The organism is Burkholderia sp. 567 (genome assembly GCF_040545115.1).
Classification (GTDB): domain Bacteria; phylum Pseudomonadota; class Gammaproteobacteria; order Burkholderiales; family Burkholderiaceae; genus Burkholderia; species Burkholderia ambifaria.
Map to the genome: position 1 here is coordinate 495,918 of NZ_JBEPLG010000006.1, position 14,232 is coordinate 510,149.

At 61.6% G+C, this 14,232-nt stretch carries 9 protein-coding genes and 1 pseudogene; 4 read left to right on the plus strand and 6 right to left on the minus strand.

Features of this window, described 5'->3' with window-relative positions; genetic code table 11:
* Nucleotides 1–21: 21 nt before the first annotated feature.
* Nucleotides 22–1,140 carry a helix-turn-helix transcriptional regulator gene (locus ABIC50_RS20300; protein ID WP_354166483.1) on the minus strand — a complete coding sequence of 373 codons (1,119 nt, stop codon included), beginning with the start codon at nt 1,138–1,140 and terminating at the stop codon, nt 22–24.
* A gap of 246 nt (nt 1,141–1,386) precedes the next feature.
* On the opposite strand from ABIC50_RS20300, the gene ABIC50_RS20305 reads away from it, so the two are divergent.
* Both ABIC50_RS20305 and ABIC50_RS20310 read left to right on the plus strand, forming a co-directional pair.
* Nucleotides 1,387–3,468, plus strand: coding sequence for a hypothetical protein (locus tag ABIC50_RS20305; RefSeq protein ID WP_354166485.1), 2,082 nt, complete (start codon nt 1,387–1,389; stop codon nt 3,466–3,468).
* Between the two features lie 694 nt (nt 3,469–4,162).
* A complete protein-coding gene (locus tag ABIC50_RS20310) occupies nt 4,163–4,825 on the plus strand; it encodes a hypothetical protein (protein ID WP_165753121.1) in 663 nt (220 codons plus the stop codon).
* Between the two features lie 297 nt (nt 4,826–5,122).
* On the opposite strand, the gene ABIC50_RS20315 is transcribed toward ABIC50_RS20310, so the two are convergent.
* Together ABIC50_RS20315 and ABIC50_RS20320 are read right to left on the minus strand one after the other, a co-directional pair.
* On the minus strand, nt 5,123–5,872 hold the full coding sequence (locus tag ABIC50_RS20315; protein WP_175733218.1) for an SDR family NAD(P)-dependent oxidoreductase: 750 nt from the start codon (nt 5,870–5,872) through the stop codon (nt 5,123–5,125).
* A 65-nt stretch (nt 5,873–5,937) separates the two neighbouring features.
* Nucleotides 5,938–7,095, minus strand: a complete 1,158-nt coding sequence (locus ABIC50_RS20320) for an alkene reductase (protein ID WP_354166487.1) — start codon at nt 7,093–7,095, stop codon at nt 5,938–5,940.
* A 742-nt stretch (nt 7,096–7,837) separates the two neighbouring features.
* Here ABIC50_RS20320 and ABIC50_RS20325 point away from each other — a divergent pair.
* Complete coding sequence (locus tag ABIC50_RS20325) at nt 7,838–8,410, plus strand: YbhB/YbcL family Raf kinase inhibitor-like protein (protein ID WP_175663794.1); 573 nt, start codon at nt 7,838–7,840, stop codon at nt 8,408–8,410.
* Nucleotides 8,411–8,619: 209 nt separating this feature from the next.
* Here ABIC50_RS20325 and ABIC50_RS20330 read toward each other — a convergent pair whose 3' ends face one another.
* Both ABIC50_RS20330 and ABIC50_RS20335 read right to left on the minus strand, forming a co-directional pair.
* Nucleotides 8,620–10,317 (minus strand): M4 family metallopeptidase, encoded by a 1,698-nt coding sequence (locus ABIC50_RS20330; RefSeq protein WP_354166489.1) that lies wholly within the window; start codon nt 10,315–10,317, stop codon nt 8,620–8,622.
* A gap of 717 nt (nt 10,318–11,034) precedes the next feature.
* Nucleotides 11,035–11,388 (minus strand): helix-turn-helix domain-containing protein, encoded by a 354-nt coding sequence (locus ABIC50_RS20335; protein ID WP_471685730.1) that lies wholly within the window; start codon nt 11,386–11,388, stop codon nt 11,035–11,037.
* A 357-nt stretch (nt 11,389–11,745) separates the two neighbouring features.
* Here ABIC50_RS20335 and ABIC50_RS20340 point away from each other — a divergent pair, with 357 nt between their 5' ends.
* Nucleotides 11,746–13,458, plus strand: coding sequence for a YadA family autotransporter adhesin (locus ABIC50_RS20340; protein WP_354166491.1), 1,713 nt, complete (start codon nt 11,746–11,748; stop codon nt 13,456–13,458).
* A gap of 120 nt (nt 13,459–13,578) precedes the next feature.
* Here the strand turns inward: ABIC50_RS20340 and ABIC50_RS20345 are convergent.
* Nucleotides 13,579–13,974: pseudogene (locus ABIC50_RS20345) on the minus strand (helix-turn-helix domain-containing protein); the annotation flags it as partial.
* Between the last annotated feature and the right edge of the window lie 258 nt (nt 13,975–14,232).

The following is a 14,232-nucleotide window of genomic DNA, read 5'->3' on the forward strand; positions in this document are numbered from 1 at the left end:
CCGACCCGCGGTATCGGCGGGTCAGCCTTCGCGCTTGCGCTGTGGGAGCACCCAGAGCATGCGTCCCACGGCCTCGGCCTGATTGCGCGAATGGGTCTTTTCGTAGATCGCGCGCAACTGCGTGCGAATGGTCGTGAGCGCGACGCCGGTACTCGCCGCGCATTCGTCCGGCGTCTTGCCGCAGAGCAGTGCTTCCGCAACGGCCGCTTCGGCGCTCGACAAGCCGAACGCCTGTCGCAACTGTTGCGCGACGACGAGCGGCGCCGCGCTGCGTTGCCTGACCGTGATCAGCATCGTCGCGTCGCCGAAGGTCGCCTGTAGCGCCTGCCCCGACAATGGCGCGATGCCGAGAAAGATTTCATGCGCATCGCTCAGCGTGCTGGACAGTGCAAGGCTTTCGCTCTTGCGCGTCTTCGCGACGCGGGCCAGCGCCGCCTTCAGCGCATCGTTCTGCGGTGCCCCCGCGGCGCTGAGGCATCCGTGTTCGAGCTTCAGGCAGGTGGTCGCGCGCAGCATCGCTTCGGCCGCGCGGTTGACGAATACCACGTGCGAATGCCGGTCCAGCGCGAACACGGACAAGCCTAGCTCCTCCATCAGTTCGGCGCCGAGCATCGCATCGCGATGCAGTATGCGCGCGTCCTGCCACAGGTTGATCGAGCGTTGCAGATGTCCCGCCATGCTCGAGAGCGTCGCGCGTTCGTCGGACGAATAGGGCGGTCGGCCATTGGCGCGTAGCAAGCCGAGCAGAATGTCGTCGCTGCCTGGACGCGCGAGACGCACGCCCATCAGATAGCGAATGCCCGACGGAATCTGATAGTCCTGAAAGAACTCGCTGCGTTCGACGTCGCGCTCGCTCAGATGATCCTGGCAGCACACGAATTCGCCGAGCGGCGCATTTTCGACAAAACCGCGACGCGGGTCGAGCGCGCCATAGTACTGGTCGTAGAGGGCGACGAGGCCGTCCAGCTCCGCGCGCGGCGAATAGATCGAGAGCTTCGGCGCGTTGCGCGCGGCATCCCAGCTGAACATGTGAAAAACGTTTGCGCCGAGTGATTCGGATACCTGATGGAATATCTCGAGAAAACCATCTGGATGCAGCGCGGCCTCATAGAGGTCCCCGATTAGTTGGTCCCGTAACATGCGTGCCCCCCGGCGAATCGCGATTTTGGTCTTCGTATATGGCGTTTTTGTATGACGATATCCATTCGAATACCGAATTTTTTTCAGGCTAACACAGCTGAATTGCATTCAGGGTCGCATTGTTTCGCGATTTTCATTCACTTGAATGATGATCACAAAAAACGCCTTTGCGAGAATCCCCGTCGACCAGCGTGCATGCGCGGTGCGTATCGCACCTGACAACCAGAAGACTCTCGGGGAAAAGCAATGAAACTCAAACCTGTCGTGTCCGGTATTGCAGCGCTCGTGCTGTCAGCTTGCGGAGGCGGAGGCAGTTCGTCCTCGTCGCCTCCCGAACCTGCCGCGCAGACGGTCAGCGGTGTCGCGGCGGCTGGCGCGGCGATGCAGGGCGCGACCGTGAAACTGTTCGACGCGACCGGCAAATCGGTGGACTGTCCGGCCGATGCCGCGACCGGTGCGTTTCATTGCATCGTGACCGGCTTGACCGCGCCCTTCGCGTTGTCCGCCTATGGCAACGTCGCCGATTCGCAAGCGACCCTGATCGCGCTCAGCGCCACCGGCGGCACGCAGACGATCAACATCACGCCGGTCACGAACGCGATCGCTGCGACCATCGTCGGCGACAACCCGACGAAGTTGCTCGGAGACACCGGGCTGCTGCAAAGCAAGGTCACCGCTCAGGCCGTCGCCGGCACGGTGCAGGCCTATTCGGCGGTGCTGGCCGACCTGCTGGCCGCGACCGGCAACACCGGCGTCGACCTGATTTCCGGGCCGTTGACGGCCGGTGCACCGGGACTCGACCGACTGCTCGACCAGGTGAAGATCAACGTATTGCCGAACGGCGGCGTGCAGATCAGTTCGGTCGCGGGTGCGTCCAGCGATACGCCCGTGCAGCTCGAGCTCGCGCCCGGCGTCGCGCCGCAGGCCGGCGACAAGGCGAGCCTGCCGGCCGTCGCGACGATCGATGGCGTGACGATGACGAATCTGCCGAGCGCGAGCGCGCTGGCTGGATTGCAGAGCGCGCTTAACCAGTGCTTCGCCGGCTCGACCGGCGCCGCGCGCGCGGACGGCAAGGTGCCGGCGTGCGGGCTGATCTTCGTCGACGACGTCGCGTCGGGCGCGTTGAACACCGGCGTGCCCACGGCCTATCTGAACAACGGAATGTCGGTCGACCAGGAGTTCGGCGCACCGTCCGGCGGCGGCGCACCCGGCATCGTCGCCGACGATGCGATGAACAACGCGAGCTTCAGCCTGCCGGAAGTGATCCGCGTCGTCGCCGGCGATACGATGTGGGTGAAGATCGCGTGGACGCGCACCGACGGTATTCGCGACGGCATGCAGCAGCATGTGCAGCTCGCCGTCCGGGCGGCGAGTCTCGCGAGCGGCGATACGGGGTGGCGCGTGGTCGGCAATCAGCGCGCGGTTTTGAGCAAGGTGAACGCGAACGCGCAGAAGTGGGACTGGCTGAATTCGGCCAACCCGATGACGGGTACCAACGCGTTCATCGATTCGCTGAACCTGCAGGTAGGAACCGTCGATGCGGCGGGCGCCCCGGTGGACTTCGCGATCGTCAACGGCCCCGGGTTGCGCCATGGCGTGTTCCTGCAGCCGTCGAGCGGCACCTGCGATACGCTGAACATCCGCGCACAGATTGCGAGCGGGCAGACGCCGGCTCAGCTTGCCGCGCTGCCGAAGACTCCCCAGTGCCGCAACAATTACCGCCTGGCGGGCGCCGCACAGGATCCGGCCAACCAGGGCCTGTTTTCGTGGCCGGGCGATGCGCCGCGCAACAATACCGCATGGGCGAAGCCGCAATTGAGCGCCGCCGAGCTCGCCGACATCAAGCCGTTCAGCGCGTACACGATCGACGTTTACCAGAACGGCAACACTGCGACGCCGTTGCACTATACGGTCCGGCTGCGCACGCCGTCGCCGTTGCCCGATGCGTTGCGGCAGTACGCATGGCACGACGTCGCGCAGTCGACCCGCGACGCGCTGACGCCGGGCAGCGCCGGCACCTTTGCGGGCGGCACGACGTTCCCGTTGAGCTGGACGTCGAAAGCGGGGGTGCCGTTCGTCAAGCGGGGCAATGTGCAGATTCGCGCCACCGCGGCCGGGCAGCCGTCGCCGATGTTCGTCAACGGCTCCGCGCGCGCGTTGCCGGTGCAGCCGGGCGCCGCGATCAAGCTCGACGTGCCGGCTGATCAGGGCGCCGCGTTTCCGTCGGTGGCCGGCTGGACGGGGAGCACCGACTTCTCGTTCGTGAACCTGAGCTGGTCGGATACGGGCGACATGCTCTTCTCCGAATCGCTCGAATACGACCGGTGACGGGCATCTCGCCGGGTACACCCGGTGAGTAGTCGTCCGGCGGAACGGTTTGCCGTTCCGCCGGGTCGTTGTTGTTAGGGGGGGCGAGGGCGCGTGAATCGCCGCTTCGTCCGCGCCGATATCGTTGGGAAGCTGCGGCACGGGCAGGACGTCGCGCAACGTATGCGCGATTACTTCGGTCCTGCTCTTGGGACCGCGTCAGGCACAGGAAGATCGCGCAGCGGAGGATCCACACGAACTCGCGCGGCTTGCGATACGACCCGCACCGCGTGCCATCCCTGCAACCTCGCGGCACACAGTCAGCGCTCCGCTCGGATAGCGTGCGTGCCGCGCGGGGCGTTCTGCGTCGTCGAGCAATTGGCGCTGCCGACGCCATCGTTCCCCTCGTTCTTCTTCCATCTCTCCGACCGTAGCTGCGCGGATTCCGCCCCCTCCGTCGCGGCCACCGCTGCCTTCTTGACGCGCCGCTAGTTCTCGCCCATTTCGTCGCAGAACGACGAATTCAAAGGAAGGGCGGCAACTCCGAAGCACAGCCCGATGACTCACCTGAACCCGAATTGTTGAGCGGGGTGCCCAATCGGCGTTCGAGCGCAAACGTCACCGTCTCCCACCAAATTTATCCAACAACGCCATTCACGCGCGCGCCGCGCTCACGTCCAACTCAGTGCAGGCTCAATTCATCCAGGAGAAATCGATGACGACAATTTCCACCTCGGGCGGCGAATTCGAGTTCGCCGTGTATGCCCCTTACAACTCGAGCCCGGACGAACCCGTGGGCGGGCGCGTCAACGTGGGCGTCGATACGGCGCTCTGGTTCCGCGCCGACCGGGACAGCGACAACGTGCGGCTGGTCCAGTTGATCCGGCCGCAGGGACAGTGGATCAACGACCGCGAACGGGAGCGCGCAGCGAACGGCTGGTCGCTCGATTCCAACAGTGTGTCGCCCTGGTACGGCACCAATGATCTTGGCGAGCCCCGGCCAATCCGCGATGTGACGCCGCACATCACGCCGCAGTTGCGTGACTGGATCAAGCAGAGCGGCGTCCAGACCTTGTCAGGCGCGGGCTCGCGACGCGGCAAGGGCTACCAGCGCGCATGGATCGTCGATACGCCCCGGCACATGGCGGCGCGGGTGGGCGAACTGGTGCAGGTCCGGCTCGTGACGATCGCGGTGGATGTGCAGCACAGCGCCTATCTGGGCGGCGTGGAGTGGGGCTTCAATCTGTCGGAGGCGGGCGTGGTGACGGTGGCGTCCGCGAAGCTCGCGTTCAAGGTGAATCCGGCGGGCGATTATCTGCAGGCGCTCGACAACTGGAACCAGCAGGCCGGCAACACGCTGCTTGTGCTGCCAGCCTGAGCGGGACGCCTCGATTCGAGTGCAGAACATTTGCGCACTCGTCGAGCGTTATCGCGGCAAGCGCAGCGTGCTGGTGGCGTATTCGCTTGGCACTGGCAGCGCGGTGGTCGTTCGAATGGCTGGCCTCGCGCGGCCGGCTGCGCGCAGTGAATGCGGCGCTGATGCCCGGCACGCAGCTGGCGTTGCCGGGCTGGCGCTTGCATGTACCTGATGGACCGTGTCGCATCGCTTCGTTATCCTGACAAGGGCGAAGAGATTGGTCAATGTCAGCGGTATTCATCCAGACCGGCCTTGGGATCAGACGAGTGAAATTCCCCCGTCAACTCGCAGGTTGACGCCGGTAATGAAGCTGCCTTCGTCTCCCGCGAGGAACAGCGCGGCATTGGCAATTTCTTCAGCGCGCCCAAGTCGGCCAAACGGAATAGCGCCCGCCATGACGGCTTCAAAAGCAGGGCGATCCGTTGCCGTAATGCCAAGCTTGCCGAGGATCGGGGTGTCCGTCGGACCGGGACTGATGACATTCACGCGGATGCGACGTTCCTTGAACTCCAGAGCCCAGTTACGGGCGAAAGCTTCGAGCGCCGCCTTGCTTCCCGCATAGACGGCATGCCCGTCCAGCACCTTGCTGCTCGCGATCGAGCTGATCAGCACGATTGAACCGTTGTTGTTAAGTAGTGGTGCGATCTTCTGCACACCAAAAAAGGCTGCCCTGGTATTGGTTGCGAACTGTCTGTCATATTCTTCAACCGAGACTTGATCAGATGGCGTGATCACGTTCATACCGGCATTCGCTACGTAGATATCGGCCTTGCCGAAGCGCTCGGCTACGAGTGACGCAACACGTTCGTGTGTCGTGAGGTCGGAGAGGTCGCCGGTAACACCCGTGGCATTCTCACCGAGTCGTGCAACCGCTTCGTCCACGGCGCTGGCTCGGCGTCCGACGATAACGACACTGGCTCCCTCTTCGGTGAAACGTGAGGCGATGGCAAATCCGATACCGCTGTTTGCGCCGGTGACGACTGCAACCTTTCCTGCAAGCGTGTTCATGATGTAGTGGGTCAGAGTGGGTGCATCACAAAGGTGTTTGGACGGCGTTCGAACAGCAGCGTTGTTCACGTGACGTTTTCGAGCGGTTCCGCTGCAAATTGCGCACCGAACGGCGGGTAATCGACATAGCCCTTCAGGCCGCCACCGTAATACGTTGCTCGATCGGCGGTAGCGAGCGGCAATCCGGTTTTGAGTCGGTGCACGAGATCCGGATTGGCGATGAATGGCTGTCCGAATGCGGCGAGATCGATCAGACCATCATCAAGAAGTGCCTGCGCACGGTTGATCGTCATCCCTCCTGCGAGGATGATCGGCGTGTTGTCTGCCTCGCGCTTGATGCGCGACAGCAGTTCGATCGTGCGATCGTCCGACGCGGTGTCGTCTTTCGGCGCCACCGAGACGTTCGACTGATCCATCACGTGGATGTACGCGATGCGCCGCATGCCGAGCTCGAACGCAAGCGCGCCATAGGTATCGAGAATGCCCGGGTAGTGCGGCATATCGAATAGCTGCCCATACGGTGAAATCCGGATGCCTATCTTGCCGGTGCCGATACGTTCGGCAATGCCGTCAACGACTTCCAGCGCGAAGCGCAACTGATTTTCGCGCGTCGTCGCTGAATAGCGGTCAGTGCGATCGTTGACCAGCGGATTCAGAAACTGCTCGAACAGATATCCGTTGGCCGCGTGGATTTCCACGCCGTCGAATCCGGCCTCGATGGCGTTGGCCGCAGCCGAAACGAAATCCTCGACCACGCGTTCGACCTCCATTGTCGACAATGCGGACGGGGTTGACGTCGGGACGAACCCCGGCTTCCCGTTGTCGTCGTAAGCAAACACGATCGAGTCTTTTGCAAGCCGTGACGTGGCGCTGCGTGGCGCACCACCATCAGGCTGGAGGCTTGTGTGCGATACACGACCCACGTGCCACAGTTGCGCGAAAATCTTGCCGCCGACAGCATGAACCGAGTCCGTGGTTAGCCTCCACCCGGCTACCTGTTCGTCTGAATAGATGCTCGGATTGAAGAGATAGCCCTGGCCCTCGCGGGAGATAGGGCTTCCTTCGGTCACGATGAGGCCGGCGGTCGCGCGTTGCGCGTAATAGAGGGCGGTGCGTTCATCGGCAATATTGTTTGCCGCGCGGGATCGAGTCATCGGCGCCATGACGATGCGATTCGCGAGCGGAATGTCGTTGAGATCGAACGGCTTGAAAAGTTGAGTCATGTTTGTTTCCTTGTATGGCAACTTGGCCCTGCAGGTATGGTTCGAGTGCTTCGGTTCCGCCGATGTACCGGCCGTTGATGAACACGTGCGGCGCGGTCATGCTGCCCAATACCGCGCTCAGTACTTTTCCGCGGATTTTGTGATCGAGTGGTATGTCGACGTAATCCATCTCGCGGTCAAACAGCAATTGTTTTCGCCTTCGCGCAGTAAGGGCAGCCGACCTTGGAGAACACCACAATCTGGTCGGGACACAGCGCGTCGGGCGCCACATGGTTTAGTCACGCGCTGACCTTCACGGGGTTTCGACATGTCGAGTTTCATTAGCAGTCGGTGATCCGGCCGCGGAAAGGTCGCGTGTCGAGCGCGGAAGTCTGCGCGCCCGGTTGATTGTTGCTGGTGACCATTATCGAGTGCGACCGTTTCATGGTCGATGGAGTCACGGGGCAATACATTCGTGCGCGAAATGCACCAACGGCCCGACCAAGCGGAGTTTGCGACGCGACTCAGCGCGTCACTATCGGGGCGAATCTGGTTGTCGTTGTATTCGTCTCGACGTGAATCCACATTCCTGTACGTCGCGGATTGTTGTCGCCCAAGCAATATGGTGGGAACGTCCGTGGTCCTACTTATGTTTGCAGGTCGAGTCTAGAATCCGCGTCGATGATCGTTACATACGCTGTATCTCGAATGCGTCAATCCGGTCGTACGAAACGTCACACTGAACCTGTCTTAGGAGTGCGCCATGCGATTTGGTCTCTTTCTGCGATCGAGGATTTGCTCCACGATACTTTTCACAGTCGTGCCAGCAGTGGCTTTTGCCGATCCGCTTACTGTCAAGGTTGACGGCCTCGACCATGGTCAGTTTGCGAACGCGCAGGTCTACAACGGCTTTGGATGTCGTGGCGATAACGTCTCGCCTCAAGTCTCGTGGGCGCACGTTCCGCCTGGAACGAGAAGCATCGTCGTCACCATGTACGATCCTGATGCCCCGACCGGAGGGCTCGGATGGACGCATTGGGAAGTCGTCAATATTCCGCCTTCGGAAACGTCGATTCAGAAGGGTGCGTCAGGAGATGTGGGACGAATGCCGACGGGTGCGCTCGAGACGCTGACGGATTTTGGCGAATCCAAGTACGGCGGGCCATGCCCGCCGAAAGGTGAGTCGCATCGATATGTCGTGACGGTGTCTGCGCTGTCCATCCCGAGTGTCGACGTGAAATCGACATCGAGTCCAGCGGTCGTTGCATATCAGATGCATGGAAACATCCTTGGGCAGGCACGATATATCGCGACCTACCACCGATCGCTGAATTGACTGTCAGGCGCCGGTCGAGAGCGTATCTGATCAACACTCGACCGGGGAGCATTGTCCCCGCAGCAAGAAAGCATTGTCGGCCGCTCGACCGCCTGCAAGTGCAGGCAGTCGAGCGATACCTGCCCGTCATTCGCCCGGGCGACGCGTGACCTCGCAGCGACATACCACCACGCGATCTCCGGGCGTTCAACGCTCGCACACACGCGCGGTCAATTCACCCCGACCGCACTCCAGGCACGCGCGACCGTTGCGCTTTCAACCGAGTTCGCGCCATACAGGTCGTTCGTTGCCTGGATCGACGCACGCCGTGCGTTCGGGTAGCTCGAGTTGGCGTTCAGGTACACGGTCAGTGTCCGGTACCAGATCTTGCCGGCTTTCTCTCGGCCCAGGCCACTGAAGGTCGTGTCGCCGTTGCACACCAGCTGCGTCCTCGACAGGCCGGTATCGGTCGACGGTACCACCGGGCCTTCCGACAGCAGGTAGAAGAAGCGGTTGCCGACACCCGACGTGAAATGCGGATCGTGGCGCGGATTCGACCACGAGAAGCCACCGGACGGGTAGCAGCTGAACGACCGGCCGTCGAGATCCTGCTTGTACATCTTGCGCAGGCCGCCGCTCGTCACGCGCGCACCGATCACGTAATTGCCGGGATCGTTCGGGTTGTTCGCGTAGAACTTCACAAGCGTGCCGAAAATGTCGGACGTCGATTCGTTCAGGCCGCCCGCGTCGCCCGAATAGTTCAGGTTGGCGGTGGCCTCGGTCACGCCGTGACTCATCTCGTGCCCGGCGACGTCGACCGAAACGACGGGTTTCGGCAGACGGGTGCCTGGATCGCCGTCGCCGTACACCATCACGCGCGAAGACAGCCACGCGGCGTTCGCGCCGGTCGTGCCGCTGCCCGTGTTGAATACGACGTGAGCGTAGCTCCTCACGCCGCGGCCGTCGTTGAAGATGCCGTTGCGGTTGTGCGTCGTTCTGTAGTAGTCCCAAGTCAATGCGAGCCCGTAGTCGATGTCTGCGGCGACCGTCTGCCGGTCGGTCGTCGTGTTGTTGCCCCACACGTTCGTGCTGCTCGTGAAGATCGGCAGGTCGGTTGCTTGCTCGACGTCGTCCGAGCTCAGGCCGCGGCCATCGTAGACCGAGCCGCCGCCGCGGCTCGGATCGAGCATCCGGTAAGCGTTCGCGCCGGTCTGATCCGTCGTGAGCGACAGGTTGCCGTAGTACAGCGAGCGGCCGGTGCCGGTCGCGGCGGCGGTCTTGATCAGGTCCTGTGAGTCGAGCACGGTGCCGGTACGCGCATCGATGTAGTACAGCACGGCATCGCCGTGCGCATCGGTCGCGTTGCCATATACGCGCACCGCGTAGGCCAGTGTCGGCGCGACGTCGCGTGCGAACACGACGAGTTCCGCGTCATCGACGCGACGCACGTTCGAGTCGAAACGCGCGGCCGCGATGTGCTTGGCCGTGGCCGCGCCTACGTCGGGCGCGTTGCGTACCACCGAGCGGTTTCCGACCTTGCCGATCGTGCCGGCGAGATTGATCGGTGCGAGCTGGGTCTGGCTCGCCTGCTTCAACTGCCCGCGGTTCGAATGGACGACGACGTCACCGCCTATCACCGGCAGGCCCGCATGGAAGCGATCGAAGCGCACGTGCTCGGTGCCATCGGGATCGACGATCACGTCGCGTACCTGGAACTGATCTCCGTCCGTCGGCGCGCTTGCTTGCGGCCCCGCGAACTTCAACGTGCGTGCTGTGCCGCCGGTAGCCAGACTGAAGGCGGACGGATTCTGCTGGATCAGTTGCAGCGCCTTGTCGACCGCGGCCGACGGGTCACCGGCCTGGGCAAAAGCGCTGAGACTCGCGATGGTAATCGCGGCGATGGGCAGCAGACGAGACAATTTCTTCATGTAATCCCCCAGATTATGAATGGGTAATGTTCGAGGAATGAATCCAGTGAAGACGTTGATATAAGACATGTCGCGAACCGCAGAGGCATGCTAGGAGGTCGTTTTTATAATTACAAGATATTTTCAGATAGATTAATTTTTCATGTCGGAGTCGTTAATCAAGTCACGATTTGGTGAGGAATATGAAATGATTCGGTTGGCCGCTCCGGACGTGTCGGTGAAGTTGCATCGACGCAGCGTGATTTGAGAATGTTGCGATGCCCGAGGGCGAATTGCTGCGACGTGCGCACCCAGTCATGCTGCCCGGCGGCGCTCAGCAACGTGTGGTCACCGGCACGAGAAGATAAAACTGGCCACGCGAAATTACAAACAATTATGTCGATTATGAATTTAATCGAAAAAGCGGACTCCATTCCGTTGGTTTTAATATTTTCTAGCAATGATCTGGATTGTTATCTGCTTGAGTTTAAGATTATTTGGCTTTCGCTGCGCAGCGGGAATGCAATCAGACTAAGATGATTTGCAGCAAAGTCTATTGACTTCGATTTGTAAATAATTTAAATGGTTTCCGGCGTGAGCGGACGCTGTTTTTTATCGTGTCATGCCCGGATTCAGATCTCGTAGCGCCAGCTAAATACAGATGTCGCATGTCTCATCGGTCGTTCCGTCGTGCAGCGTTGAAGGAACAAGCCGGGAGCGGCAGGGCGCTTACGTTCGTCAGCGTGCCTTGGACCGCTCGTCCGAGTCTGCTCCTTGGCCAACCGAAAGCCGTGGCATTGCCACAGCTTCTCGCACGCCGGCGTCGGTCCGAAATCGGCGGATGATCGACGGCGCCCGGTCGGAGGCTCGTGGGTCCAGGCGACCGGTCGCCGGCTTCGATCGGTGTCCCGACACCCAACCCGCCGGACCATGTTCACGCAGTCGGGCGACCAGCCGGCGAACCTGCCGCGTCGTCAATTCCAGTCGTTCCGCCGCACGCGATGGCTTGAGCTTGCCGGCCGCCACGTCCTGAATGACCTTGAACCTGTCCAGCTCGCGCATCGTCATCGTGATCCGTACCGTTGCAGCCATTGCAGCCTCGGCGCGGGACACCCGGCGACAGGTCAGCTTACGCGGCACGAAGGCGGACAGTTCAAACCAGACCAGGTCACTGACCAATAAATAAAGAATTCCCCCGCAGCAAACAAATTCACCTATTTGGCAAACATAGGGGCGAGAGGCGTTTCCCATAATTCCGCAGACCTTACACGGGATTTCCACCCGTTACACGGGGTGCCGGTAAGGCAGGGGCTTTGATCGTAGCGGTAAAAAATGCGGCGGACGCTGCATATCCGAGGGGCGGTGCGCGAGCTTGTCTGAGGCGCGGCTACGAAGAGAGCAAAAGGAAACTCCCTTTTGTCCACTAGGGAAGTCAGAACGGAAAGCGCAATGAACAAGAGTCAATACAGGGTGGCCTCGAATCGAGGATTAGGTGTGCTAGCAAAGGCAGCCGAGGCGCGCGCCGTACACGGCGAGTCGGGGAAAGCGAATATGACGGCGGCTGGCATCCCGCTCAAATTGCGGGTTTCGCTGGCGGCGGTAACGGCGCTGATGCTGCTGCCTGTGGGGCGGGCATACGCAGATAACCTGGCCGTCGGTGGCCAGAACGGTGGTATCAACGAGACGATCGGCGGTGCTGCGGCGGCACCCCCGGCGACCACGGGGGGAACGTATCCCGCAGTTGCCGGTGCCGATGGTTCGAGCCAGAACACTGCAGTCGGCGTCTTTGTGTCGGCGCAGGGCGGGGCGGCAACGGCATTGGGCGATACGGTTACGGCAAATGGCCGGAATGCGACGGCGGTCGGCTCTAATTCCGTGGCAAACGGCACCAGAGCAGTAGCGTACGGCGGCGGGTCGAGCGCAGCGAATGGCGACTCGACTGCGATTGGTGCGCTGGCACATACTACTTCCGAGTTCTCAACGGCGGTCGGTACTAATAGTTCAGCCGCTGGCGGAACGGCGGTGGGTTTTCAGGCGAGCGCGAACGCGTCTGACGCGACGGCAATCGGTGTGGATTCTGTCGCATCCGGGATCGGTAGCGTTTCAATTTCCCGCGCACAGGCCACTGCCCAGAACGCGATTGCGATTGGCGAAAATGCTTCGGCAGCCGATGCAAATTCCGTGGCATTGGGCTCCGGCGCAGTGACGCGCGCGTTTACCACGGTCAGCAGCGCGACGCTGAACGGCGTCAACTACAGCGGCTTCGCGGGCACACCCGTCGGCGTGGTGAGCGTGGGCAGCGCAGGCGCCGAGCGTCAGATCGTGAACGTCGCCGCCGGTGAAATCAGCGCAACGAGTACGGACGCGGTCAACGGCTCGCAGCTTTTCGCCGTCGCAAGTCAAGTTTCCGTTCTCTCGAATAACCTTACGTCTCTCACAGCGAAGGTCGACACAATTTCCACTTCCGGTTCGAATGGCACGGTTGCAGACCAAACCGGCACCGCGGTAGGGAACAATTCGGTCGTGTCGGTCCCCAACGGGACCGCTGTGGGAAACGGCGCAAACGTTTCGGGTCAAGATGGCACGGCAATCGGAACCAACTCGACTGTTACGGCTGATCGCGCAACAGCCATTGGCTCGGGTTCCAAGGTGACAGGCACGAACGGAACCGCAATCGGTGATGGTTCGAACGTCACGGGCACGAATGGAACTGCAATTGGCGCGAACTCCCGAGTGACCGCGAACAATTCGGTTGCCCTGGGTGCGAATTCAATCGCAGACCGGGACAACACGGTTTCGGTTGGTGCGCCGGGTGCTGAGCGTCAGATTACCAACGTTGCGGACGGTACGGCTCCGACCGATGCCGTGAACGTACGCCAGTTCAACAGCGCAGTTAACAGCGTTCGGGACGACCTCCAAAAGTATCGCAAGGATTCGAACGCCGGTTCGGCTTCGGCCGTCGCGCTGTCGATGCTCCCGCAAGCACCCGCGCCCGGTAAGTCGGTCGTCGGCGTGGCGGTCGGCAATTATGCTGGTCAGACGGGTTTCGCTGTGGGCGTGTCGACGTATCTGCCTGGCGGTAGCTGGATTTTCAAAGGCGGTGGCTCGACAAACACGCGCGGTACGGTGGCTGTCGGGGGTAGCGCCGGGTATGTCTGGTAAGGGTCGGTCTACTGACAACTGCTTAGATAGTTAGTCGCACAGCCCGCCGTGGTGTACTTGCCACGGCGGGCATCGACGAATAGAGGTGCGCAATTCCGACCGTGATACAGCGAGGCTGGGCTTCGGCGGACGTTGCCAGCGCGGGATCCACAAACTAGCGTCCTTCATCAGCTTCCTGACCGTCTCCTTGGCCAGCCGAATGCCGTGACACTCCCAAAGCTTCTCGCAGGCCAGCGTCGGCCCGAAATCGGCGTAGCGGTCGCGGATGATCGACAGCGCCCGGTCCACAATTACCGCGTCCAGCCGGTTGTTGCTGGGCTTCGCATACCGTCCCGACACGAGGCCTTGAGGCCCGTGTTCCCGTAATCTGGCGACCAGCCGGCGAACCTGCCTGGTCGTCAACTCCAGCCGTTCCGCCGCACGCCATGGCTTGAGCTTGCCATCAGCTACGTCCTGAATGACCTTGAATCGGTCCAACTCGCGCATCGTCATCGTGATCCGTTCTGTCGCAGTCATCGAAGCTCCCAGCGCCGGACAACCGGCAGCCGGTCAGCTTACGATGGGTCGAAAAACGGACATCTGAACTTAGCCAAAAGCGGACATCTGAACTTAGCTACTACAATCTGCTGTCATACCCGGATTCAGATGTCGTAGCGCCAGCTAAATACAGATGTCGCATGTTTCATCGGTTTTCTGTCCGTCAGCGTTGAAGCGCCGAGCCTGAAGCAGCAGGGCGCTGACGCTCACCCACGGGCCTTGGCAGACCGCCGATTC

What these genes read in the sequence shown, in the direction of transcription:
- ABIC50_RS20305 (WP_354166485.1), top strand. Translation starts at nt 1,387, where the DNA reads ATGAAACTCAAACCTGTCGTGTCCGGTATTGCAGCGCTCGTGCTGTCA.
- ABIC50_RS20340 (WP_354166491.1), top strand. Translation starts at nt 11,746, where the DNA reads ATGAACAAGAGTCAATACAGGGTGGCCTCGAATCGAGGATTAGGTGTG.
- ABIC50_RS20310 (WP_165753121.1), top strand. Translation starts at nt 4,163, where the DNA reads ATGACGACAATTTCCACCTCGGGCGGCGAATTCGAGTTCGCCGTGTAT.
- ABIC50_RS20300 (WP_354166483.1), bottom strand. Translation starts at nt 1,140, where the DNA reads ATGTTACGGGACCAACTAATCGGGGACCTCTATGAGGCCGCGCTGCAT.
- ABIC50_RS20315 (WP_175733218.1), bottom strand. Translation starts at nt 5,872, where the DNA reads ATGAACACGCTTGCAGGAAAGGTTGCAGTCGTCACCGGCGCAAACAGC.
- ABIC50_RS20335 (WP_471685730.1), bottom strand. Translation starts at nt 11,388, where the DNA reads ATGGCTGCAACGGTACGGATCACGATGACGATGCGCGAGCTGGACAGG.
- ABIC50_RS20325 (WP_175663794.1), top strand. Translation starts at nt 7,838, where the DNA reads ATGCGATTTGGTCTCTTTCTGCGATCGAGGATTTGCTCCACGATACTT.
- ABIC50_RS20320 (WP_354166487.1), bottom strand. Translation starts at nt 7,095, where the DNA reads ATGACTCAACTTTTCAAGCCGTTCGATCTCAACGACATTCCGCTCGCG.
- ABIC50_RS20330 (WP_354166489.1), bottom strand. Translation starts at nt 10,317, where the DNA reads ATGAAGAAATTGTCTCGTCTGCTGCCCATCGCCGCGATTACCATCGCG.